The sequence below is a fragment of the Frankia sp. CgMI4 genome (assembly GCF_001756285.1).
In the GTDB taxonomy this organism is placed as follows: Bacteria; Actinomycetota; Actinomycetes; order Frankiales; family Frankiaceae; genus Frankia; species Frankia casuarinae.
Genome location: NZ_MAQZ01000084.1, coordinates 22,877 through 45,125, shown reverse-complemented (window position 1 = coordinate 45,125; position 22,249 = coordinate 22,877). Strand labels below are relative to the sequence as shown.

General features: G+C 70.5%; 19 protein-coding genes, 1 tRNA gene, 1 pseudogene and 1 riboswitch. Of the genes and pseudogenes, 10 read left to right on the top strand and 11 right to left on the bottom strand.

All coding sequences use genetic code 11. The features are described 5' to 3' along the window. Window positions 1–220 (top strand): annotated as a pseudogene (locus tag Manayef4_RS15920) (IS66 family transposase); the annotation flags it as partial. 51 nt (window positions 221–271) lie between these two features. Here the strand turns inward: Manayef4_RS15920 and Manayef4_RS23220 are convergent. Further along, the gene (locus Manayef4_RS23220) at window positions 272–769 is read right to left on the bottom strand and encodes a GNAT family protein (RefSeq protein WP_254665685.1); all 498 of its coding nucleotides are present in this window, start codon (window positions 767–769) and stop codon (window positions 272–274) included. Between the two features lie 78 nt (window positions 770–847). Here Manayef4_RS23220 and Manayef4_RS15915 point away from each other — a divergent pair, with 78 nt between their 5' ends. Then, on the top strand, window positions 848–2,095 hold the full coding sequence (locus Manayef4_RS15915) for an IS4 family transposase (RefSeq protein ID WP_070132100.1): 1,248 nt from the start codon (window positions 848–850) through the stop codon (window positions 2,093–2,095). Between the two features lie 486 nt (window positions 2,096–2,581). Further along, window positions 2,582–3,673 carry a CD225/dispanin family protein gene (locus Manayef4_RS15910; protein ID WP_070132099.1) on the top strand — a complete coding sequence of 364 codons (1,092 nt, stop codon included), beginning with the start codon at window positions 2,582–2,584 and terminating at the stop codon, window positions 3,671–3,673. Window positions 3,674–3,743: 70 nt separating this feature from the next. On the opposite strand, the gene Manayef4_RS15905 is transcribed toward Manayef4_RS15910, so the two are convergent. Continuing rightward, entirely contained in the window at window positions 3,744–4,310 is a 567-nt protein-coding gene (locus Manayef4_RS15905; RefSeq protein WP_011434760.1) for a CD225/dispanin family protein, read from the bottom strand. Between the two features lie 483 nt (window positions 4,311–4,793). Between Manayef4_RS15905 and Manayef4_RS15900 the strand changes: the two genes are divergently transcribed. After that, window positions 4,794–6,140: a glycosyl hydrolase gene (locus Manayef4_RS15900; protein ID WP_070132098.1), complete on the top strand. Its 1,347-nt coding sequence runs from the start codon at window positions 4,794–4,796 to the stop codon at window positions 6,138–6,140. Between the two features lie 67 nt (window positions 6,141–6,207). Here the strand turns inward: Manayef4_RS15900 and Manayef4_RS15895 are convergent, their stop codons facing one another. From Manayef4_RS15895 to Manayef4_RS15875, 5 genes are all read right to left on the bottom strand, one after another. Further along, on the bottom strand, window positions 6,208–6,870 hold the full coding sequence (locus Manayef4_RS15895; protein ID WP_175443406.1) for a TIGR03085 family metal-binding protein: 663 nt from the start codon (window positions 6,868–6,870) through the stop codon (window positions 6,208–6,210). A 27-nt stretch (window positions 6,871–6,897) separates the two neighbouring features. After that, a complete protein-coding gene (locus Manayef4_RS15890) occupies window positions 6,898–8,529 on the bottom strand; it encodes a CHASE3 domain-containing protein (protein ID WP_011434757.1) in 1,632 nt (543 codons plus the stop codon). Then, window positions 8,529–9,701, bottom strand: coding sequence for a SpoIIE family protein phosphatase (locus Manayef4_RS15885; RefSeq protein WP_070132097.1), 1,173 nt, complete (start codon window positions 9,699–9,701; stop codon window positions 8,529–8,531). The genes Manayef4_RS15890 and Manayef4_RS15885 overlap by 1 nt, the downstream gene beginning before the upstream one ends. Window positions 9,702–9,937: 236 nt before the next feature. Further along, window positions 9,938–10,699: a hemerythrin domain-containing protein gene (locus Manayef4_RS15880; protein WP_254665684.1), complete on the bottom strand. Its 762-nt coding sequence runs from the start codon at window positions 10,697–10,699 to the stop codon at window positions 9,938–9,940. A gap of 204 nt (window positions 10,700–10,903) precedes the next feature. Then, window positions 10,904–11,617 carry a PhzF family phenazine biosynthesis protein gene (locus Manayef4_RS15875; protein WP_011434754.1) on the bottom strand — a complete coding sequence of 238 codons (714 nt, stop codon included), beginning with the start codon at window positions 11,615–11,617 and terminating at the stop codon, window positions 10,904–10,906. 224 nt (window positions 11,618–11,841) lie between these two features. On the opposite strand from Manayef4_RS15875, the gene corA reads away from it, so the two are divergent. From corA to Manayef4_RS15860, 3 genes are all read left to right on the top strand, one after another. Next, window positions 11,842–13,101 carry a magnesium/cobalt transporter CorA gene (gene corA / locus Manayef4_RS15870; RefSeq protein ID WP_254665683.1) on the top strand — a complete coding sequence of 420 codons (1,260 nt, stop codon included), beginning with the start codon at window positions 11,842–11,844 and terminating at the stop codon, window positions 13,099–13,101. Window positions 13,102–13,315: 214 nt separating this feature from the next. Then, on the top strand, window positions 13,316–13,702 hold the full coding sequence (locus Manayef4_RS15865; RefSeq protein WP_011434752.1) for a hypothetical protein: 387 nt from the start codon (window positions 13,316–13,318) through the stop codon (window positions 13,700–13,702). A gap of 351 nt (window positions 13,703–14,053) precedes the next feature. Next, a riboswitch (cyclic di-AMP (ydaO/yuaA leader) is annotated at window positions 14,054–14,220 on the top strand. A gap of 5 nt (window positions 14,221–14,225) precedes the next feature. Further along, entirely contained in the window at window positions 14,226–15,332 is a 1,107-nt protein-coding gene (locus tag Manayef4_RS15860; RefSeq protein ID WP_083282494.1) for a C40 family peptidase, read from the top strand. A 519-nt stretch (window positions 15,333–15,851) separates the two neighbouring features. Here the strand turns inward: Manayef4_RS15860 and Manayef4_RS15855 are convergent. The 3 genes from Manayef4_RS15855 to Manayef4_RS15845 all read right to left on the bottom strand — a co-directional run bounded on the left by Manayef4_RS15855 (window position 15,852) and on the right by Manayef4_RS15845 (window position 18,745). Next, window positions 15,852–16,502: a PHB depolymerase family esterase gene (locus Manayef4_RS15855; protein WP_330218923.1), complete on the bottom strand. Its 651-nt coding sequence runs from the start codon at window positions 16,500–16,502 to the stop codon at window positions 15,852–15,854. Window positions 16,503–16,635: 133 nt separating this feature from the next. Further along, complete coding sequence (locus tag Manayef4_RS15850; protein WP_070132095.1) at window positions 16,636–17,379, bottom strand: glutamine amidotransferase; 744 nt, start codon at window positions 17,377–17,379, stop codon at window positions 16,636–16,638. A 115-nt stretch (window positions 17,380–17,494) separates the two neighbouring features. Beyond that, window positions 17,495–18,745: a MurT ligase domain-containing protein gene (locus Manayef4_RS15845; protein WP_070132094.1), complete on the bottom strand. Its 1,251-nt coding sequence runs from the start codon at window positions 18,743–18,745 to the stop codon at window positions 17,495–17,497. A 420-nt stretch (window positions 18,746–19,165) separates the two neighbouring features. Here Manayef4_RS15845 and Manayef4_RS15840 point away from each other — a divergent pair, with 420 nt between their 5' ends. From Manayef4_RS15840 to Manayef4_RS15830, 3 genes are all read left to right on the top strand, one after another. Then, complete coding sequence (locus Manayef4_RS15840) at window positions 19,166–19,657, top strand: tRNA adenosine deaminase-associated protein (protein WP_070132093.1); 492 nt, start codon at window positions 19,166–19,168, stop codon at window positions 19,655–19,657. A gap of 126 nt (window positions 19,658–19,783) precedes the next feature. Further along, the gene (gene tadA, locus Manayef4_RS15835) at window positions 19,784–20,230 is read left to right on the top strand and encodes a tRNA adenosine(34) deaminase TadA (RefSeq protein ID WP_035909245.1); all 447 of its coding nucleotides are present in this window, start codon (window positions 19,784–19,786) and stop codon (window positions 20,228–20,230) included. 118 nt (window positions 20,231–20,348) lie between these two features. Next, a tRNA-Ser gene (locus tag Manayef4_RS15830) sits at window positions 20,349–20,435 on the top strand. Window positions 20,436–20,562: 127 nt separating this feature from the next. On the opposite strand, the gene Manayef4_RS15825 is transcribed toward Manayef4_RS15830, so the two are convergent. Then, complete coding sequence (locus tag Manayef4_RS15825; protein WP_070132092.1) at window positions 20,563–21,948, bottom strand: pyridoxal-dependent decarboxylase; 1,386 nt, start codon at window positions 21,946–21,948, stop codon at window positions 20,563–20,565. Window positions 21,949–22,249 lie beyond the last annotated feature (301 nt).

The following is a 22,249-nucleotide window of genomic DNA, read 5'->3' as shown; positions in this document are numbered from 1 at the left end:
CTCCCGCACCGAGGACACCGCCCGCCACGCCGCCACGATCTTCACGGTCACCGCGACCGCCGCGATGCACAACCTGAACCTGCTGACCTACCTGGAGAACTACCTCGACGCCTGCGGCCGGGCCGGCGGCAAGCCGCCRACCGGCGCCGACCTCGACCGGTTCCTGCCCTGGGCCGCCAGCCCCGAGGACCYCACCACCTGGCAACAGCCTCCCGGCTGACCCCGACCCCCGAGACCCCAGCGGAGTGCCCCACGGTCACGCCGCCCACGATCATGCCCCAACGGGATTTCCGAATACGTACGACTGGCCGAGCCAATACCCGGACTGTCGCCGTTCCCCGATCTTCCGGAATCCGGCCTTCTCGTAGGCGCGGATTGCTCCTGTGTTCGGGGTCAGCACCGACAGGTAGACGCATCGAAGATTGGAAATATGAAAGGCGTAATCGAGTGTTAGGCGGGTAGCTTCGGTTCCTATACCTTTGCCTCGGCTGGACGGGTTGAGCTGGATTATAAACTCGCCGGTCCGTACGTGATGATCGATGAGTACGGCAGTGGTCCCCACAGGGGTTGGCGGGGTTGTCGTTATGTCGTAGACGGTGAATCGTAGTTGATCGTCGGTACCTCGTGCCTGATGCTGGACTCCTTCTCGCCGGTTTTCGAGTGAGTCCGGAGTCTGACGACCGTATCCGACCAATACACTCGGGTCTTGTTCCCACTCCCAATACAGCTCGACCAGACTGGCGGAGAAGGGGCCTAGTCCCAATGCCACTTCCACTATTTGGATCTTGGCTGGCTGTGGTGTGTCGGTTCGGGTGGATCTGCCGGGTTGACGGCATGATCCTGGGCTGTGACGGACACGGGTAGCCAGCTGACGGACTGGATCTCGTTGGGGGTCCTGACGTCGTTCGTCTCGCGGGACGCGGTTGATGAGGCGATCGAGGCGACCGGGAGAGGTGCCCGGCGTTCCGACACGACGATCCCGCCGCGGGTCGCGGTCTACTTCGTGATGGCGCTCGCGTTGTTCGCGGACGACGACTACGAGGCGGTCGCGTGCCGGCTCGCCGCCACCCTGGACGATCTCGATGTGGTGGGGCCGCGGTGGGAACCGACCTCGGGCGGGTTGACGAAAGCCCGCCAGCGGCTCGGTTCAGCGCCGCTGGCGGAACTGTTCTGCCAGGTCGCCGGGCCGGTCGCGGACCTCGACACGGTCGGGGCGTTCCTCGGCCCGTGGCGGCTGATGAGTATCRACGGACTGGAGTGGGACGTGCCCGCGTCCAGGGAGAACATCGCCGCGTTCGGCCTGCCCGCGGGCCGTGACGGCGCGCCGGGGGCGCTCCCGAAGGTCCGCGCGGTCACCGTGTCCGAGTGCGCCTCGCACGCGCCGGTGCTGGCCGCGTTCGGCCCGGCCGGTGGGGCGAAGCCCGCCAGCGAGCAGGCCCTGGCCCGCACCCTGTACCCGCGGCTGGCTGAACGCTGGCTTCTGCTCGCGGACCGCAACTTCTACTCCTGGACGGACTGGTGCACCGCCGCGGACACCGGCGCGGCGTTGCTGTGGCGGGTCAAGGCCAGCCTGCGGCTGCCGCCGCTACGCGCGTTGTCCGACGGCTCGTACCTGACGGTCCTAGTCAACCCGAAGATCGGTGGGAAGGCGCGGGACGCACTCGTCGCCGCGGCCCGGGCCGGTGAGGTACTCGATCCGGCGAAGGCCCGCTACGCCCGTCTCGTCGAGTACGACGTGCCCGACCGCGACGGCGACGGGAAACACGAGATCATCGGCCTGCTCACCACGATCTGTGACCCGCGGGAGGCGACCGCGACCGCCCTGGCCGGGGCGTATCGGCAAAGATGGGAACACGAGATCGGCAACAGGCAGCTCAAGACCTAYCTACGTGGCCCGGGGAAGGTCCTGCGCTCGAAGCACCCCGACACCGTCTACCAGGAGATCTACGGCTACCTGCTCACCCACCACGCGATCAGTGCGCTGACCTGCCAGGCCGCGACCGCCGCCGGGATCGACCCCGACCGGATCAAGTTCAAACGCGCTGTGAGGATCATCCGGGACCGGGTCGTCACCGACCCGGCTTTTTCCCCCTGACCAGCGGGCACGCACTCAGGGTGAGACCGCCACCGACATCACCCGACCGACCCGGCTCAACACCCGCCGCGAACGCACCTACCCCCGCGTCGTCCGCCGGGCGCGCCACAACCAGTATCCGGTCAAGAAACCCGGCCAGCGCGGCCTCCGCCACCACGCCCCGCCCACGATCAGGCTCGCCAACCCCACGAAACCCCAGCTAGCAGCTTGATCGACTTAGTGGAAGTGGCATTGCGGCTACGGGTCGGCGCTGCTGGTCGGAGGTCTGTATGCCGCCGGTGCGGCGGTGGTCGGGGCGGTGAGCCTGGCCCGCCGGGACGTCACGGCCTGACAGCACGAATCTGCCGAAGGCAGACGAATGGCGGACTGATGGCGGACGGATCGCCTATCATCACCGCTGATGGCGCCCGGCCGACGACGGGGAATGGCGGTTCGCATGGTGCCTTCCGATCGGAACYGCGGCGACGTCGTCAAGCGGATCGGACGTTGACCCCGCTCAACCGGCTGGTTCGCGAACTCGGTGGCGTCGACGCCTACGCCGTGCTCGGGGTAGCGCGCACCGCCGACCGGGCGGAGATCCGCCGGGCGTACCGGGCCCGCGTCCGGGCTCATCACCCCGACAATCCCGCCAGCCGGGACGCACAGTCCATGCGCACGATGCAGCTCCTCACCGTGTCCCACGAAATCCTCGACAGGTGGCGGGACGAGTACGACGCCCGCCTCACCGGGTCGCCCTCGTCCCCGACACCGGACGCGGGCGGCCCGGGATCGACGAACCACACCRGCCGGACGAATACCGGCGCCCGCACGAACGCCGGTTGCCGGACGGACACCGGTGCCCGCTGGGATCCCTGGACCGCGGCCGACACCGGCCCGCGGTCGGGCTCACGCATCAGCGACCCGTCATCCCGCACCACCGGCACCACCGGCACCACCGGCACCACCGGCACCACCGGCACCACCGGCACCACCGGCACCACCGGCACCACCGGCACCACCCAGCGTCGCCCGAGGACCGATCGGCCCCGCAGCCGCTGGGAGGAGGAGTTCCGCCCGCCTCCGACCGAACCATTGCGGTGGAACACGCACAACGTGCGGTGGCCTGGGCCAGGGGACACCGGCGGTCACTACTACTCGAGCGGACATCACTACTCGACCGGCTACCCACGGAATCGACACAACGACACCGGCCCCCATCCGGGCTGGCCCGGAACACAGGCCCACCGACCCGCCGAACCCCACCAGACGCTCCGGCGGCACGCGCAGACACCACGGCACGCGCAGACACCACGGCACGCGCGGACGCGGCAGCGGCCGGGGACCGAGGCGACGCCAAAGGTCGGCAATTACCTGGCTCTCGCGATCCTGACGACATTCCTGTGCGCACCGCTCGGCGTGATGGGGATCATCAACTCCTCGCGCGCGTCGAATCGACTCCTTGCCCACGACGTCGCCGGGGCGCGCCGGGCATCGCGTCGCAGCCTGGCCTGGTGCCTGGCCGGACTCGTGTTCGGCCTCCTCTTCCTCGCGTCTCTCTCGGTGATGGCGGGGCTCTGCGGCGGGAGCTCCATCGGCTGACGAGCCGACAAGCGAGCCAAGCCGACGGCCGTTACGACGAGAGCCTGACTCTCGGTCAGGCCACGCTCCTTCAGGTGCGAGCGGGTGGGAGCGTCGAATACGACGTGCTGGAATCGGTCTCGAAGCCGCCGGCCAAGCCGATGACGAGGATGACCAGGAACACCACGATGATCGAGATGGCCGAGATGATGCACCACATCCTGGCCTTCTTGGAGGCGTCCAGCGCGCCGTTGATGTCGCCGATCTGCTGGCGGCTCTGCACCTTGGTGGCATAGACGATTGCCACCACACCGGCGGGCAGACAGCACAGCAGGGTGACCACGATCGACTGCCACAGGTAGGTCGGGATCGGCTGGTTGTAGGGCGGAGGTGGGCCGAACCCACCCGGGCCGCCGTATCCCAGCGGGGCACCGTAGCCCTGCGGCGCGCCGTACCCACCGGGCGGGGGTCCATAGCCGGGCGGTGGAGGRCCGTAGCCGCCCTGGTCATAACCGCCCTGGCCACCGTAACCACCCTGGCCGTAACCGCCCTGGTCATAACCGCCCTGGCCACCGTAACCACCCTGGCCGTAGCCGCCCTGGTCATAACCCCCTTGRCCGTGACCGCCGGCGGGAGGGTACTCGGGTGGCTGGGACATTGGGTGCTCTCCTGTTGTCGTCGTGGCGGGCGAGYCGGTGAACGGCCCCGCCACCRCGCCTGGCCGCATAACCCCCGGGGCGCTCGACCAGGCACCGCGGACACYCCACCGGCGCGTGATCCCCGACCCGTGCGCGGAATCCGTGACGCGAGGTGGGTTGACCACCAGGCACATCCCAGGCTCCGCGCGCGCACATTGTGGCACAGCCAGCGTGTCGACCAACCGGCGTGCCGACCAACCGGGCTCCACGCCACCCGAGAGCCTCACCGCCCGAAACCCCCGAGTTCCGACAAGTCGGCCTAGCACCTCGGTGTAGTGTCTCGTCCGAACTATCTAGACACGGCAGCCGGCGTCGAGGGGGCGACCGGAGGCCGGTCCGGTCCGTCTCAGGCTGCTGTGCGACATGGAGGTCATCCGCTTCGATGCCGAAGCCGGGACCCGGGGGGTCCTGACGACACTGCCACGCACGGAGGGATACCCGCGGTGAAGCACCGAGCGGAGGGCAATCCCAGCCCGCCGAGAGTCCGATCCGGTTCCCGGCGCGGGCGCCGCCGTCCGCGTCACCCTGCCTGGATCGCGTCGCTAGGCGTGATGGCTCTGGTCGCCGCCGTAGTCGGGTGGACCCTCGTCCCCGAACGCGACACCGGGGGCGAGGGCTCGGCGACAGTCGAGGCCACCGCCATCCAGCACGGGAAGCCCCGACACGGCGATGACCTCCGGGTGCAACCCAGCCTCTCGGCGGGCAGCGCCTCGGCGGGCAGCGCCTCGGCGGGCACGACCGGCGGAAACTCCCGCGCGACCGTCGGCTCGCCGTCGCCCGCCCCGGTGCCCGCGGGCACCCCGGCCGGTACGGCCCCACGGACCACCGCCAGGCCGACGACCCCCGGCGCCGCGGCCCGGGTCACGAAGCCTGCGGTACAAGTGCCCGTTATCCCCGTCGGTGGTGGGGGCGGTTCGGTGCCCGGCGGCATGAGCGGCGTCGCCGCGGGGACGATGACGCAGGTGCGGGCCTGGGAGAGCTTCCGCGGCTCGCCGGTCAACGTCGTGCTCACCTTCACCGACAGGTCGAGCTGGCAGACCATGACGAACCCGTGGCTCGGCTCGGGCCCGGAGAAGTTCTCGACCTTCGCCGGCACCTGGGTCATCTCGCAGTCCTTCTACCCCACGGGCGGTGGGGACATGAACTCCTGCGCGAGCGGCGCCTACAACGGCCACTGGGCGGACTTCGGCCGGTGGCTGGTGGCGAAGGGCCGCCCGGCGAGCGTCATCCGGCTCGCCTGGGAGTTCAACGGCGACTGGTTCCCGTGGTCGGTCTCCAAGACCAACCCCACCACCTGGGTGAACTGCTTCCGCCAGGTTGTCAGCGCGATCCGCTCGACGGATCCGCAGGCCCGCATCGACTGGGCGCTGAATGCGCACAGCAGCGGAGCCTGGGCCGTCTACCCCGGTGACCAGTACGTCGACATCATCGGCATCGACAGCTACGACCAATGGCCGGCGAGCACGGACGACGCTGCCTTCGCCAGTCAGTGTCACGCCGAAGCCGGGCTCTGCTCGACGATCGCGTTCGCCCGCCAGCACGGCAAGCAGTTCTCGGTCCCAGAATGGGGACTCGTCGGGAAGAGTGATACCGGGGCGGGCCGCGCCGGCCAGGCCGGCGGCGACAACCCGGTGTACATCCGCAACATGTACCAGACGTTCGCCGCGAACCGCGACATCCTCGCCTACGAGACGTACTTCAGCGATTCGTCACCCGGGAACGTGCACTCCTCCCTGGTGAACCCGACAGAGYATCCCGCTGGCGCGGCCACCTACGCCTCGCTCTGGTAGCGCCTTGCTCTGGTAACGCCCCGCCCCGATAGCGGCACGGCTCCGACCGGATCGCAGCCGCCGGGAGCTAGGGACCGGTGGGAGCCGCGCGGAACCGCTCGATGTCGGCGTCGGAACCGCRCAGCTCGACCCGGGCGACCTGGCCCCGCCCGAACGCGTACAGCACGATCTCCTCAGGTGGCCCGACGATCTCCACCACCGGCTCGCCGCCGTGCAAGGCGCGCCGGCCAGGAGCGTCCGTACGCTCCGCCACGACACCCAGGCCGGCTCGCCGGAACCCGGCGAACCCGATCAGCAGCAGAGCGGTCCACATCGCGTCACGGCTTCTGGTGTCAAGCTCGCGAGGCTCCCAGCCAGGGGCGGCGCGGCGGATGTCCTCGGCGTGCACGAAGAACTCGACCAGGTTCATGGCATCGTCGATCAGGCCGATGCGGGTCGGCTGCCACCACGGCGGCCCGGCACGGAACGTCTCGACCAACTCGGGAAAGGTGTGGGCCCGCATGGTGGCCCGCTCGGCCCGCTCCGTGATGCCGTGCAGCCGACCGACGATGAGCCCGGGAGCGGCCCACGGCACCCGCTCGCGGGTGACCAGGTGCGCCACCAGATCATGGTTCGTCCATCCGGCGCAGAGGGTGGACGCCGCCGGGCCACGCTCGGCCAGCAGGTCCGCGAGCTCCCGCCGCTGCGCACGGGCCCCTGGCCGGGTGAGAACCGCTCCTGACCCCATCATGTGCGGCACTCTAGGCGATGAGGCGACTCACGGCGGGTCTCTGGCCGTTAGAAGTCTCCGGTTAGGGAAAGTGAACCGGAAGGTGGTTCCGTCCTTCACCGCGCCGTCCAGCCAGATCCGGCCGCCGTGGAACTCGACGATCTTGCGACACAACGCCAGCCCGATGCCCGTGCCCTCGTAGACATCCCGGCCGTGCAGCCGCTGGAAGATCACGAAAATCTTCTCGGCGTACTCCGGATCGATTCCGATCCCGTTGTCGGCGCAGTACAGCTCCCACTCGTCCGCCCGGTCGACGACACCGACATGCACGGCGGGAACCGTCTCGGCCCGGAACTTCAGCGCGTTCCCGATCAGGTTCGCGAACAGCTGGGTGAGCAGGACGGGGTCCCCGCGCACGACCGGCAGATCATCCGCGGTGACCTCGGCCCGGGCGCTCTCGATCGCGATGGACAGCGCTCCCACCGCCCGGTCGAAGATCTCCCCCAGGGACACATCGACGAAACCGTCAGTAGTCCGCCCCACCCGGGAGAAGGCCAGCAGATCGTTGATGAGCTGCTGCATCCGCTTCGCGCCGTCCACCGCGAAAGCGATGTACTGGCTGCCCCGCTCGTCGAGCCTGTCACCGTAGCGTCGCTCCAGGAGCTGGCAGAAACTCGCCACCTTCCGCAGCGGCTCCTGCAGGTCGTGCGAGGCGACATAGGCGAACTGTTCCAGGTCACGATTGGAGCGCCGCAGCGCCTCGGCCTGCGCCTCCACCGCGGACCGCGCCGCCCGCGCGACCCCGAGCTCCCCGATCAGCTGGCGTCGCATCGACTCCACGTCGGCGGCGAGCGAGGCGATGTCCGGGGGACCGGTCGGCTCGACCACGTGATCGAGATGTCCGGAGGCGACGGTTCGCGCATCGTCGCTCACCCGCTCGAGCGGGCGGGTGACCCAGGACCGTAGCGCCCGCGCGATGACCGCCAGGAGTACGGCCATGACGGCCGCGCCGGTCACCAGCGCGAAGATCAGGAAACGGAGCGCCGCCGTGACGTGCTGGCGGGCCCGGACTTCCCTGGCCCGCAGGTCCGCCTCGAGGTCCCCGGCCGCGGCGCGGACCGCCTCGAAGCGGGTCTTGCCGAACTCCGGTGACAACAGGCGGGCCGCCGCGGGACCGCCCACCCGCACCGCGTTGATGGCCGGATCGGCGTAGTCRCCGTGCCAGGCCCGGATCCGGTCCTCCAGCACGGCGAGCCTCGCCAGCAGGTCGGGGCGCTCCACGAGCCGTCGGTGCAGGTCCGCGAGCAGCGTGCGCTCGGCCCTGCGCCCTTCGTTGTAGGGCTCCAGGAAGTCCTCGCTGCCCTGAAGCAGGTAGCCCCGCATCCCGGTCTCCTGGTCGACCAGGCTGGAGACCAGTTCGGTGGAGCTCAGCAGAGCCGGGGCGAGGACGTCGCTGCGCGTGTGGAGGGCGTCATCAAGCCGGACCAACGACGAGACGACGAGACCAGCGACGATCATCAGCACCATCGCCGCCACCGCGTAGGTCACCTCGAGTCGACGGCGCAGGCGCCAGACGGACCCGACCCGGCCGCGCTCCACCGCTCCGCTCGGCCCCGCGTCGCCCGCTCCCCCGTCGGTGACGTTCGGGTGGGTGACGTTCGGGTGGGTGCGCTCCGGCATCAGCCGGCACCCCAGATCAGCAGCAGGAGCGCGACGTCGTCGGTCAGCGGGCCGCCATTGCGCGCCTCCACCCGGTCGATCAGGTTGTCGAGCAGCCCGTCGGGGTCGTCGGCGGGCCAGAGTTTGGYGATCTCGGGCAGCACGCCCTCCCAGCCCAGCGGTTCCCCGCCCGGTCCCTCCCGCCCCTCCAGCAGGCCGTCCGTGGCGAGCAGGAGCGCCCAGTGCGGCCCGAGCTCGATCCGCACCTCCTCGGAGAGGTCGTCGTCGACGATGCCAAGAGCCGGACCGACGACGTCGCCCGGCAGCGCCGACAGCCGCGGATGCAACAGCGCCGGCGGCGGATGACCGGCCAGCCGCATCCGCGCCGAGGTCCGGTCGGGAGCGATCGCGAGGGTGCACACCGTCGCGAAGATCTCATCCTGTTCCCGCTCGCTCACCAGCACGCGTTGGAGATACCCGAGCCGGTCGGGTTCCGGAACACCGGCGAGGACCAACGTGCGCCACGCGATCCGCAGGCTCACCCCGAGCGCCGCCTCGTCCGGGCCGTGCCCGCAGACGTCGCCGAGCAGGACGTGGAGCGTGCCGTCCGCGGTGGACACCATGTCGTAGAAGTCCCCGCCGAGCAGGGACTGCTGCCGGCCGGGGCGGTACCGGGCGTCGTGATGCAACCGGCCGTCGTCGATGAGTGGCCGGGGTAACAGGCCGCGTTCGAGGCGGGCCCGCTCGTCCGCCAGCAGCTCCGACTCCCGCAGCGCCTGCGCGGCGGTGTCGGCCCGCTTGCGCTCAATCGCGTACCGGACGGCCCGGACCAGGTCCCGCCCGTCGACCTGACCCTTGACGAGATAGTCCTGCGCGCCCGCGGCGACCGCCTGCGCCCCCCGGTACTCGTCAACCAGACCGGTGAGCACCACGACCGGCGCTCCCGCCTCGACCGTGAGCAACCGGCGTAGCRCCGACAGGCCCTCGCTGTCCGGCAGCCCGAGATCCAGCAGCACGCACGCGACGTGCTCGCTGCGACGGGCGGCTTCGGCCACCGTGCGCACCCGGGTCAGCTCGACCGGAGCGGAGACCTCGTCGAGGAGCTCGGACACCAGATAGGCGTCGGCATCATCATCCTCGACCAACAGCACCGGCCAGATCACTTTTACGGGATCAGCGTTCGGCGCCYGCATCGCGGTGCCCTCGGTTCCTGACACATCTCCTCGGCATTGCACGACACGAGGCCATACCGGCCCAACCCGGACTCGAAGCATGGCACGACCACGGCGCCCGTGCGCATCGGAACGCCGAACCGGAGTGGACCGCGGCCAGGAAGACCGTCAGGAAGACAGAGCGCGACGGGCTCCGGAAGACCGGGCTCAGGAAGACATGGTGGGCCTACGGAAACGACGGCAGTCGCAAGGACGGATCAATGAGCGGCGATGTGGCCACCAGTGACGTTGTGGCTACCAGCGGTGGTGTCGCCCTGCGCGCCTTCCTTCCCTGACGKGGTCTCACCCGCAGCCGGCGCCGTGGGACGGCCCAGCAGGTACCAGCCCCACAGCCCGGCGGGCACCGGGGCCCGCCTCGGCGCGCCGGGCACCTCCCGGGCGTCCATCACGTCGAGCAGGTGATCCCAGTAGCCCGTCAGGCGGGCCGCCAGGCTTCCACCGAACAGCCTGCTGTGCAGAAGGTGCGGATGCGGTCGGGTCGGAGCGTGGCGCATCGCGTCGGAGAAGCGGTCGAGGAGATCCCGGCGCTCGTCGTCGGACAGCTCGGCCATCAGCTCACGCAGAAGTTCGTCCTCCAGCGTCGCATGTTCGACCATCAACGCGGCCAGATCCCGGCGCAGGTTCGCGACCGGCTCCGCGGGCCGGTTGAGGTCCCCCTGGACGTACTGTTCAATGCCGCGCATCACCGAGGAGCAGCGCCGCGCCAAGCGGCCCAGGTCCGCCACCCGCGCCCGGCCGCCCACGACCCGGCGGGCCATCTCCGGGTAGACCACCGACTCCATCGCGCTCAGGTGCGCGGAGACGGCGGCCACGGCCGCGTCGCTGGCGCGCAGCGCCTGCCGCGGGTCGGTCGACGGACCATCCACGTCACCGTGGGCACCGACGTCGCGCGAGAGCTCGATCAGACGGACGGCATCCTGATGCGCGGCCTCCACCAAGGTCACCAACGTCTCGGCCATGACCACCTCGCAGCCCATGGGCGGATACCCAGCGGAGAGCTACCGGGATCCAAAGCTACGCCTATCCGACCCGGTCCGCATCTCGGCAGCCACCACGCAGCCGTAACCCGGTACCCACAAAGGGTGCCAGTCGCCTCGCTCGGCACCTACACTCTCAGGCTTGGTCCCCGTGGTGTCCGGCCGTGGCCGCGCCGAACGGCACCGTCACCGGGCGAGGAACTCGTCGAGATCGGCGAGGAACCTCGTCTCGTCCTCGACCACCAGGCCGCCGACATCGGCGTGGCCGGGCGGACCCGGCTGCGCGAGCACAATCGAACCGGCGCCGTGCCGGATGGTGAGCCGCCGCCCGAGCATCGCGGCCAGTCGCATGGAAGCCGACCCGCAGGCCTCGTCCTCGGTGACGCCGTGCCTGCTGGCGAAGGCCCGGGCCCGCACGACCCCGCCCGGCTCATCCTCCCACGCCCAGAGCTGGGTCAGGTCCTCGGCGGGTGGACGGGGCAGGTCGAGCGCGTCGACCTGGCCCGGGTCCGCGAGCATCTCATGCCACCAGCAGGGCACGGCGGCCAGGGCGCCGCGGACCCAGACCCGGCCCTGCTCCTGCCAGCTGACCGCCTCGCCGCCGGCCGGGCGGAGGATCTCCGGATGGCCACCGAGCAGCCGACCCAACAGCCAGGCCGACCCCACCAAGGCGTGCCCCGCCATGGGCAGCTCCCCGGTGGGCGTAAAGGTGGCCAGCTCCGCCAACTCCGGGTCGTCGACGAAGACCGTGGCGGGGCAGCCCAGTCGGCGCGCGACGACGGACCGCTCCCGCGCGTCGGGCAGCAGCTTCGCGGCATCCAGCACCACGGCGAGCAGGCTGCCGCCGGCGCCCGTCTCGTCGGCGAACACCCGAAGCGTGCGTACCTCGATCCCGATCACTCGATCCTCCCTGTGACGTATCCCATGCGCCGGACGTGTATCTCACCCTTCGTGCCACACCACGCCGGCACAGTTGCCAGGCATCCGCGTCCACGGTGAAGCCCGGATCGCCTCCGGACGGCCGGCACCGACTTGTCACCATGAAGGTTCACCAGCGGGGAAGGGCGTGGGAGATGCCGACAGGTGGACCTGGACATGGATCGGCGGCAGGGAAGAAGGCAGTGATGCGGGACGACGCGGTGCCGGGCGAAAGGGTACGCGACGAGACGGTACGCGAGACCCGGGGACGCGACGTTGATGGCGCGCGCCCGGACGGCGGCGACCACGGCAGCCAGCATCCCGTTCGGGAGGTGCTGGGGGACGCCCTGGAGCAGGCGTCGGCCAACGCCCATAAGCTCGCCGGCGCGCTGACCCGTCCGGTCTCCCTGGTCCGGGTGGGTCGCAAACGACGCGGGGCGCCCCGCTCCGAGCTACCGCGGACACCGGACGGGCGCGTCATGGCCTGCGGCGTGTACAGCCATGGCCGGCGGGTCACCATGGACATCRACCAGGCCGACGCGCTGCGGTTGGCGCGGTCCGAACGCAACGGGTTCGCCTGGCTCGGCCTGTTCGAGCCGAGCTACGAGCAGCTCACCGCGATCGCCGAGGAGTACAGGCTGGACAAGCTCGCGGTGGAGGACGCGGTCACCGGCCACCAGCGCCCCAAGCTCGAGCAATACGAGAACCACCTGTTCATGGTGCTCAAGACGACCAGTTACGTGGAGCACACCCAGGTAACGGGCACCTCCGAGGTAGTCACCACCGGCGAAATCATGATCTTCCTCGGCGAGGACTTCGTCGTGACCGTGCGGCACGGCAGGCACGGGGAGATGACGAAGCTGCGCGGCCGGCTGGAGGCCAACCCGGAGATGCTCCGGCACGGCCCGACGGCCGTGCTGCACGCCATCTGCGACAGCATTGTGGACGACTACGTCCGCACCGTGGAAAGCATCCAGGCCGACGTCGACCAGATCGAGACGGGCGTCTTCCATCGGGATCAGAAGCCGTCGACGGAAAGCGCCTACCAGATGAAACGCGAGCTTCTGGAGCTCAAGCACGCGGTGCTGCCGCTCGCGGGCCCGTTGCGTACCCTCACCATGGACGCCCCCACGATGGTCGACGTGGCGATGCGCCGTTACTTCCGGGACGTCGCCGACCACCTCGAGCAGGTCAGCGAGCGAATAGCTCACTTCGACGAGCTGCTTTCCTCCGTGCTCCAGGCGACGCTGACGCAGGTGACGATCGCGCAGAACGAGGACATGCGACGGATCAGTGCCTGGGTGGCGATCGGCGCCGTCCCGACCGCCGTCGCCGGGATCTACGGCATGAACTTCGACCACATGCCGGAGCTTCGTCAGACGTGGGGCTACCCGGCCGTCCTGGCCGTCATTACGACGATCTGTCTGTTTCTCTACCGTGCGTTCAAGCGCAACGGCTGGCTCTGACACCGACCTGCATGCTATGCGCGCATAGACCACGACAATGACRGCAGATCCATAGTCCCTTTTTACTATAAGTTGGCTGACGCGACGTATCCGTACGATGGGTTACCCCTGGCCCGCCACGTCGGTTACCGTTACCAACCGTGTCGGAGCAACCGGGTCTCGCGCCAGCCGCTCGGCGCGGTCCCCGCCGACCCCCCACCCCTCGGGGGACTCCATGACCTCGCCTGACCCCAAGAGTCGTAAAACGGCCATCCTGCCCGATCGGGGCGATCTCATCGCGGAGCTCGCCGGCCGGCTGGAGGCCCTCGACGCGCTCCTCAACCGGCTGGAGGATGCCGAGCGGCAGGCCGCCGACGCCAGCGAGCATCTCATCCGGACCCGCCGGTGGCAGGAGGACACGGTCCGGACCATCCAGGAGGAGCGGGCTCGGATGCGCCAGCGCCAGCACGCCCTCGACGAGCTCGCCGACCACGCCCGCGCCGCGGTCGAGGCGCTGGCGCACCACCGCTCGCTGCCCCGTGAGGTCCACGAGCTCGCGGTCGAGCTCCAAGTGCTCGATGCGGCGGGATTCCTCACCCGCCGCGGCTCCCGGTCCCGCTGAGGGGGGTGCACACCCGGCCTCACCCGTCGACTACTTTAAGTAGTCAAAATCGCCCACGGGCCGCGGGAGGGCTACCCGCCCGCCCGCCTCTCACCCGGACCGGCCGCCGCCGCGGACCCCACACGCAACGAAAAACCAGCAGGACAAACGGGGCGCGAAGGGCCTTAGGGCCGCCCGGTCAGCCCGGCCGACCGCGCGGGCCGCCGACGCCGCGCGACGGGAACTTCAACGCGCACTCGCTGTAGTTGGGAAGGACTAGTGTTTACCCACCCCATCCAAGTGGACTAGTCTCACGCCGACGTCACGACAACACCGGGCCGAACGCCGAGTCCTGCCCCCGGCCCCGGTGTCCCCTCCGAGTCGTCATCAGGGGCAGGAGCGGGGGACCCACCTCCACCGGCCGGCGCCGATCCGCGGTGTCGACCTAGGGGTGAAGCTCGACGCGTGAAGGTCACGCGAGAGCCGGGCAGCCCAGCCCGAACCCGACAGCTCACTTCGCAGGCGCACGGGAAGGAATACACCGTTGTCCGCGCAAAGCGTGCAGCTCGACGAAGAAACGCGAGGCGCCGGTCGCGGCCGTCACCGCGCACCCTCCGCGCCCCCGGCCGCCCGCAGCCGGGCCCGGGCCCGCGCCTTCGCCGCCGTGACCACCGGGACCGTCGCGGTCTCCGGAGTGGCTCTCGCCGGCTGCGCCACCGACATCAACGCCGACGCCGCGAAGGACGAGCAGCCGAACACCGCTCCGATCACCCTCGCCGCGCAGATCGGCTCCCAGGCCGCCCTGGGGGGCAGCATCGCCGCCGCGGCGGTCAGCACCCACGGCTCCACCTCCCTGCTCGGCTCGACGGGCGGTGTCGACGCCCCGCCCCTGGCCGGCAAGGTTCAGGTCGGTCTCCGGGTGACCAACCCCGACGTGAGCGTCAGCGCGGACCAGCCGATCGACATCGGCTTCTCGCTCTACAACGAGCAGAYCCACGAACCGCTGGCGAACCAGCTGGTCAAGGTGCAGGTGAAGCTCCCCACCGGGTGGGCCACCTTCAAGCACCTTTACACCAACGCCCAGGGCTACGCCTCCTACACGGCCCGGGTGCTCACCACCACGAATGTCACCGCGGTCTTCGACGGCACGGACGCCCTGCAGTCCGCCCGCTCGGCGAACGACGCCACCCTGCGCGTACGGCCGGCGCCCACCCCCCGGCTCGTCCGCAACGCCGCCTGGTCGGATCTCCTCACGACAGGGGACGCCGCGGACCAGGCGTCGGTTCCGGTCCCGTCGAGCTCCCTCGGGGAGAAGGCCGTCTACCTGGCCTCCCTGCAGGCCGGCAAGCCCTACGTCTACGGTGCGGAGGGCCCGAGCTCGTTCGACTGCTCCGGCCTCATCCAGTACATCTTCAAGCAGCTCGGCAGGAGCGTGCCGCGGACGACCGACGCCCAGTTCGCCGCCRCCACCCGGGTGTCGCAGTACAACAAACAGCCCGGCGACCTGATCTTCTTCGGGACACCCGGGAACATTTACCACGTCGGCATCTACGCGGGCGACGGCATGATGTKGGCGGCGCCGCACACCGGCGACGTCGTGTCGCTCAAGAAGATCTATACCACCTCCTACTACGTCGGTCGGATCCTCTAGCGGCCGGTCGGAGCCGGCGCACCGCCCTCATGCCGACGCAACGGCTCACCCGGCTCCGGTGGATCGCCTTCGCGGCTGGGGCGCGGACCACACGAGCCCTGCCAGTCCACGAGCGGCCGGCTACCGAGCCCCTCTCCAGGCGCCGACCCGAAGCCGTGGAAGCCGGACCCGGGACTCCCACCCACCGGCGAAGCCGCGGACAGACCAGCAAGCGGGCCCTGTCACCGCCCGACAACCCGCCTATGTGGTTCCTTTCCAGCTCTCCGGACGGGCCCTCCTTCCGGTGGGACGGACGTCAGATCTCCCCCCCATCTGACGTCCGTCCGGCCGGAAGGCCCCCGATTCCGCCGGCCTTCCCTCGGATTCCCCCCCCATCCGCACGGGAAGGCCGGCGGGCCTCGGGCCCCGGCCGACCAGGTCCGCCGATGCCGCTACCCCCCTCCCGGCGGCATCGGCGGACTTCAGCCCTCGGTCTCTGCCCGGTGCGGAAACCGCCCGGCCCGCTCGCGGGCGCCGCGGTCAGGCCCCCAGCCGGTGACCAGACGAGAACTTCCACAGGGTCTCGCTGACCTTCCGGTCCCAGGAGGCCTCCGGGGCCCGGCCCTCCGGGACACGGTCCTGGCAGGTCGGCCCGGGCTCCGGGTCGAACTGCCCGACGACGCCGACCGCGGCGAACTCCGGCTTACCCGGGGCGCAGGCGGCGGTCAGGGCCAGCCGGGCACCCTCGCCGATCCCCCACACGTAGACCCGGTTCGGATCCACCTTGGTCCGTTTCGTGGAGACGAAGCGGACCACGTCGCGCAGATAGCGCACGTCGGCCCCCTCGGGTCCGTCGATCCGCCACGTGCCGCCCACGGCTTCCGGGAAGGCCACCGCGAAGTCGCGGGAGTTCGCGAGCTTGCCGGCGTCACTCTGCCGGTCAAGTGACTTCGCGTCCGCGTTGTCGTCGTGCAGGATCAACACCAGCGGAAGCGGGTTGGCGGGATCGGACGGGGCCTGGACGAGCAGCTCGCGGCCCGCCGACGCGTAGTCGCCGGGCAGGCTGACCCGCTGGGTCTTCGGGCGGTCACGGGTCCCGAGGTAGCCCCAGACGACCACGATCACGACACCGACGATGAGCACGGTTCTCTTGTTTTTGCCCCACCATCCGGCGAGGGGATTCGACACCACGGTCCAACCGAACCACACCGCTGGCCGRGAAACGCCGCAAACCTGGCAGCAGATGACGACAAGACCGGGGTCAGACCGGGGCCTGTCCGCCTTGTCCCCCCACTTGTCCCCCCAAAAAAAGCCAGGGGACGCGTCAGGTGACGGCCAACGCGCGGCGCCGGGCCTGGCGCAGCACCTCCACCTCGCGGGGCGCGTCCAACGGCRGCAGCGGACCATGGACCCAGCTCAGCAGGAGATCGGCGAGGGCGGGATTCTGYGCGAGCACCGGCCCGTGCAGGTAGGTGCCGATGACCCRGCCATCCACGATGCCGTCCGTTCCGCCGTCACCGTCACCGATCCCGAGCCGGACCGTACCGAGCGGGATGCCGCTCGCGCCGGGCAACCGCCTCGTCCGCCCGGCGTGATTCTCATACCCGTACAGGGTGGGCAGGCCGAGCCGTGCGTCCGGTTCCACCACGATGTCCCCGACCGCACGCGCCGGCGGCGCGTCCGACGGGCCGAAGGAGCGACGGGTCTCCACGTCGACGAGATTCAGCCCCTCGTGGATCTCCCCACCGGATGGGAAGGTCGCGCCGATCACCTGGTAGCCGGCGCACACGGCGAGCACCGCCGCTCCCGAGCTCACCGCTCGCCGGATCGCCCGGTTCTGCCGGATGCCGTCCGCGGCGAGGACCTGCGGTGCGTCCTCGCCGCCGCCGAGCAGGTAGATATCACAGCTCTCGGGCACCGCCGACCCCGCGGGAACGTTCACCACCTCGACCGGCAAACCACGCCAGCRCAGGCGCTGGGACAGCACGATCGCGTTACCGCMGTCGCCGTAGGTACCAAGCAGCTCGGGGTAGATCAGCGCGATCCTGGTCGCAGAGCCGCCCGTCATCGCGTGGATCCCCTCATCTCGCGCACAACCTCACTGCGTGCACAACCTCGCCGCGTGCACAACCTAGCCACGTGCACAACCTAGCCACGTGCACAACCTAGCCACGTGCACAACCTCACTGCGTGGACCTCACCAGCAGATCGCGGAACGCCGTGTAGTTGGCGACGACGTCGACCACCTTCTCGTTGGCGGCCAGGGCCGCGTCCCGCGCACTGGCATACACGCTGTGCGGCACCTCCGCATAGGCCAGCCGCACGCTCATGTCCTCCTTGCGCTCCCCGGTGACCAGCACCTGCCGGYCGGCGAGCCGTTCGAACGGCACGTCCCAGATCCAGGACGGATCCCGCCCGTCAGCGGTCTGGGAGTTGAAGTCGATGACGACAGGCYGCGGCGGCGCGTCCGCCAACAGCTCCATCATCTCCACCCAGCCAGCGGGGTTCTTCGCCAGCAGCAGCCGGCCTCGATGGCCCTCCTCGCCGAGCGCCACCTCCTGATAGCGACCCTGCACATCGCCCAGGCCGGTCATGGCCGCAAGCGCATCCTCGATCTCGACGCCGAACTCCCGGGCCGCGGCGGCGGCCATCGCCGCGTTGCCGAGGTTCACCCGTCCGGGCAGATCGAGCCGGGCCTCGATGGTGCGGCCGTACCAGAGTAGTTCCCGGGAGCCGGTGACCGCTACGATCGGCTCGGGCCTGGCCAGCCCGCACTCGGACCACCAGCCGCTGCTGTTGCGGTGTAGCAGCCGGGCGCACTGCGGGCAGACCATCGCGTCCGCCGTCCAGTTCTGCCCCGCCGACACCCAGACCTGCCGGTGCCAGCCCGCCGCCGCCCAGGCCACCAGGGGATCATCGACGTTCGCGACCACCGTCGTGTCGCGCAGCTCCGAGCCGAGCTCGCGCCACATGGCGGCGATGCGCCGCGTCTCGTTGGACCGGTCGAGCTGGTCACGGCTGATGTTCAGCAGCAGGACCACCCGCGGCGAGATCTCCCTGGCCACCTTCGGCAGCCAGATCTCGTCCACCTCGAGAGCCGCCGCCGCGTCAAACGGCGGCCGGGACAGCGCGGCCAGCACCCCGGGCGCCATGTTCGCCCCGCCGCTGTTCGACTTGACCGGCCCCAGGGTGCCCAGGGCCCGGGCAAGCAGCCTCGTGGTGGTGGTCTTGCCGTTGGTGCCCGACACGCAGGCGGTCATCCGGTGGGAGYCGACCTCGGCGAGCGCCGCCGGGGATACCCGCAGCGCGAGCTTGCCACCGATCATCTCGCCGGAACCACGGCCGAGCCGGCGTGACGCCTCGGCCGCCAGGCGTTCAACGGCGAGCGCGGCCTGGGTCCTGGCGGTGAACCGGCGGGGGATTGATGTCGTCATCGCGGTTTCTACAGTGCCACGACGGCACCGGGCGGCGAAGCCCGCCCCGTCTTCTGTTCCGATAGATCCCGGTCCAGTCCCCGGTCATCGGCCCGGTACCACCCGGTAGCGCCCCCGGACGGGGGTTTGTTCCAGCCCGGACATTACCTCACGTGAGCTGGCGTTACCCATAGTCCGTTGGGGAAGGTGTCGACCGGACCACCGTCGCGGAATCGACGCGRCATCGCGGTAGAACTCACCTGACAGGGTGAACCGGAATACCCACGGCCGCCCCCACAGGTGAGAATCACAGGCGGAACACGGCTGGTCGGCGCGGGTGCGCCGGTTTGGCCACCGGGGGCCGCKCCGGGCGGGCATCCCGGACCGGCACGGCCGGCCCGGGTCCGCCGCGCGGTTGCAGAAGGGACGTGAGGGCGCACAGTGACCACGAAGGCAATCGCGATCGCGCGGGTACACGGCCACTGGTCGGTGCACGATCTCGACCCGGCCGACGTCGACGACCTCGACGCCCTCACCGACATGATGCGGGATCTGGGTGATGGCCCCGTCGTCGCCTTCCTCGAGGAGGACGACGAGTACCTCGCGGTGGTCCGGGTGTGTCCCGACGACCCGGATCCGCAGGTCTTCCTCTCCGATCGCCGGGTCCTGGTGACCTCCGACCTCGCCGAACGCCTGTTCGCCGACGCGCTGCCCTCGATGGCGGGGCTGACCACCCCGGACGACGAGGATGACGCGTCCGCCGTCACCCATGCCGCCCCCGTGGGCGATCTCGATCTACTCGGCGATCTGGGCACCCCCGCGGAGGCGTTGTTGGAACTGATCGGCGAGGAGGGGATGCTGCCAGGCGATGTGATCAGCGCGCTCAGCGAACGGGCCGGGGCGGGGGAGATCCTCGATGACRCACGTGGCTGAGCCCACCGCTTCGGTCCCGCGCCGCCGGCCCGCTGATCCGGGATGACCGATCCCGACGAGTACCCCCGGGCGGGCGCTCCCGCCCGGCTGAGCGGTCCGCCCGGACCGGACCGCTTCCACGAGGCGATGGGGCTCGCCCTGCGCGAGGCCCGCCTGGCCCCGGACCACGCCGACGTCCCGGTGGGTGCCCTGGTGGTGACCGAGGACGGCACGGTGCTCGGGCTCGGGCACAACGAGCGGGAACGCGGCGCCGATCCCACCGCCCACGCCGAGATGATCGCCCTGCGGGCGGCCGCGCGCCGGACGGGTTCCTGGCGGCTACCGGGAGCCACCCTCGTGGTCACGCTGGAGCCCTGCACCATGTGCGCGGGGGCCCTCGTGCTCGCCCGGGTGGACCGCCTCGTCTACGGCGCGGTTGACGAGAAGGCCGGGGCGGTCGGCTCGCTCTGGGACGTGGTGCGGGACCGGCGGCTCAATCATCGACCCGAAGTGGTCGCCGGGATCCGCGCCGACGAGTGTGGCGCCCTCCTGGCGGAGTTCTTCGCCGCGCGCCGGCGCCCGGCGGGGCGCTAGCCGGCACACCGCCGCCACGCTCGCCCGGTTCGGGGCGACGGGCCGCAGCCTCGGCGCCGTCGGACCCCTACACACCCCGGCGAACCGGACTCTCGCGACGTCCGGTAGGCTAGTCCGCGGTGGAGTCGCCTAGTGGCCGAGGGCRCACGCCTCGAAAGCGTGTGAGGGGGCAACCCCTCCGTGGGTTCAAATCCCACCTCCACCGCCCTAGCGGCACGTCTCGCTCTTCGCGTGCTGGCCGGGCCCGCACAGCGGTCCCGGAGGATCAAGCCCGGGCACCGGGYCGGCGGGGAGACCGGACGGCGGGGAGAGGGAGCCCATCGCGGCGAGGATCAGGCCATCGTGGCGAGGATCGCGCCGATGTCGTCAACGGTGGTCCGCGGGTTGACGATGGCGAACCGGGYGACGGTCTCGCCCTCGTGCACGGTGGGCGGAACAAACGCGAAACCGTCCCGCAGCAGGTTCTCGCTCCACCGCTGGTAGTCCGCGGCCTGCCAACCCAGCCGACGGAACACCACGATCGACAGCTGCGGTTCCCGCACCAGCTCGACGTAAGGCAGCGCGGCGATCTGGAGCGCGGCCGCCCGGGCGGTCGCCAGCGTGGACTCGATGGCCCGGCCGTAGGCCAAGGTGCCATGCGTCGCCAGCGAGAACCAGAACGGCAGCCCGCGGGCCCGCCGGGACAGCCCGATGGCGTAGTCCGACGGGTTCCAGGCCCCCGCCGAATCCAGGACCTCGAGGTAGCCGGCCCGCTGCGGGCCGTGCGCCGCCCGGGCCACCGCCGGATCGCGATACACCAGCGCGCAGGCATCGAACGGCGCGAACAGCCACTTGTGCGGATCGACGATGAACGAGTCGGTCTCGGCGATCCCGTCGAAGAGAGAGTGGGTCGATGCGGCGGCGAGCGCGGCCAGCCCGTAGGCGCCGTCCACATGTACCCACAGCCCGCGGGCCTGACAGACGTCCACCACCCCGCGGATGTCATCGACGGTGCCGAACTGGGTGGTCCCTGCGGTCGCCACCACCGCGAACACGCCGTCGACGGCCTGGGCGCCGTCCTGCTCGGCGAGCCGGTCCAGCGCCTCGGCCAACAGCGGACCGGTCAGTCGTCCGGCGTCATCCGTCGGCACGACGACGACCTCGGTGTCGAGCACCGTGGCGGCCTGGTAGAGGGAGGAGTGCGCTTCGGCCCCACAGACGAACCGCCATCGCGGTGGAGTYGGCCGACCGGCGGCGGTCAACCGGCTCCGGGCGGCATGCCGGGCGGCGGCCAGCGCCGACAGGTTGCCGACGGTGCCCCCCGGTACGAACAGCCCACCGGCRCAGGCGGGGAAGCCCGCGAGGYCCGACAGCCATCGCAGCGCCTCGTTCTCCGCGAAGACCGCGCCCGCGCCCTCCATCCAGCTGCCCGCGTAGATGGACGACGCCCCGACCACCAGATCGAACAATACAGCCGCCTTAGTCGGGGCGGCCGGGATGAAGGCGAGATTGCGGGGATGATCCGTCGAGATGCAGGCGCGGGACAGCTCCTCGTCGAACACCTCGAGAGCGCGACGGCCACCGATGCCCTCGGCGGTGATCGTGGATCCCACCGCCGCCGCCAACTCGTCCCATGACAATGGCGCGTCCAGCGGTACCGGATCGAATCCGAGCCGGACKCGGGCAAAGTCACATATCGCGCGGACGAGGTCGGCAGCCTGCGCGTCAAACCGATGCACAGGCGGAGTCTAGGGTCGGCCATGCCCGGACATCGGGCAGCTCACCCCGCCGCAACACCGGCGTTTCCGGGTCAACCCCGAGTTCACACCGGCTCGTCGCGGACCGTCACAAGTCGCCCGGGTCGGGTGATCTCCCGCGACCCGAGGGACGACGCGAGGCTACGCGTCCTGCTTGCCGCGCTGACGACGGAAGAGGAACCCGCCACCAACCAGGGCAACCAACAGAACAATCGCTCCGACACGCTTCACAACAAACCTCCACGATGAGGACCCGGCCTACGGGACGACATGCCCGGGCGTC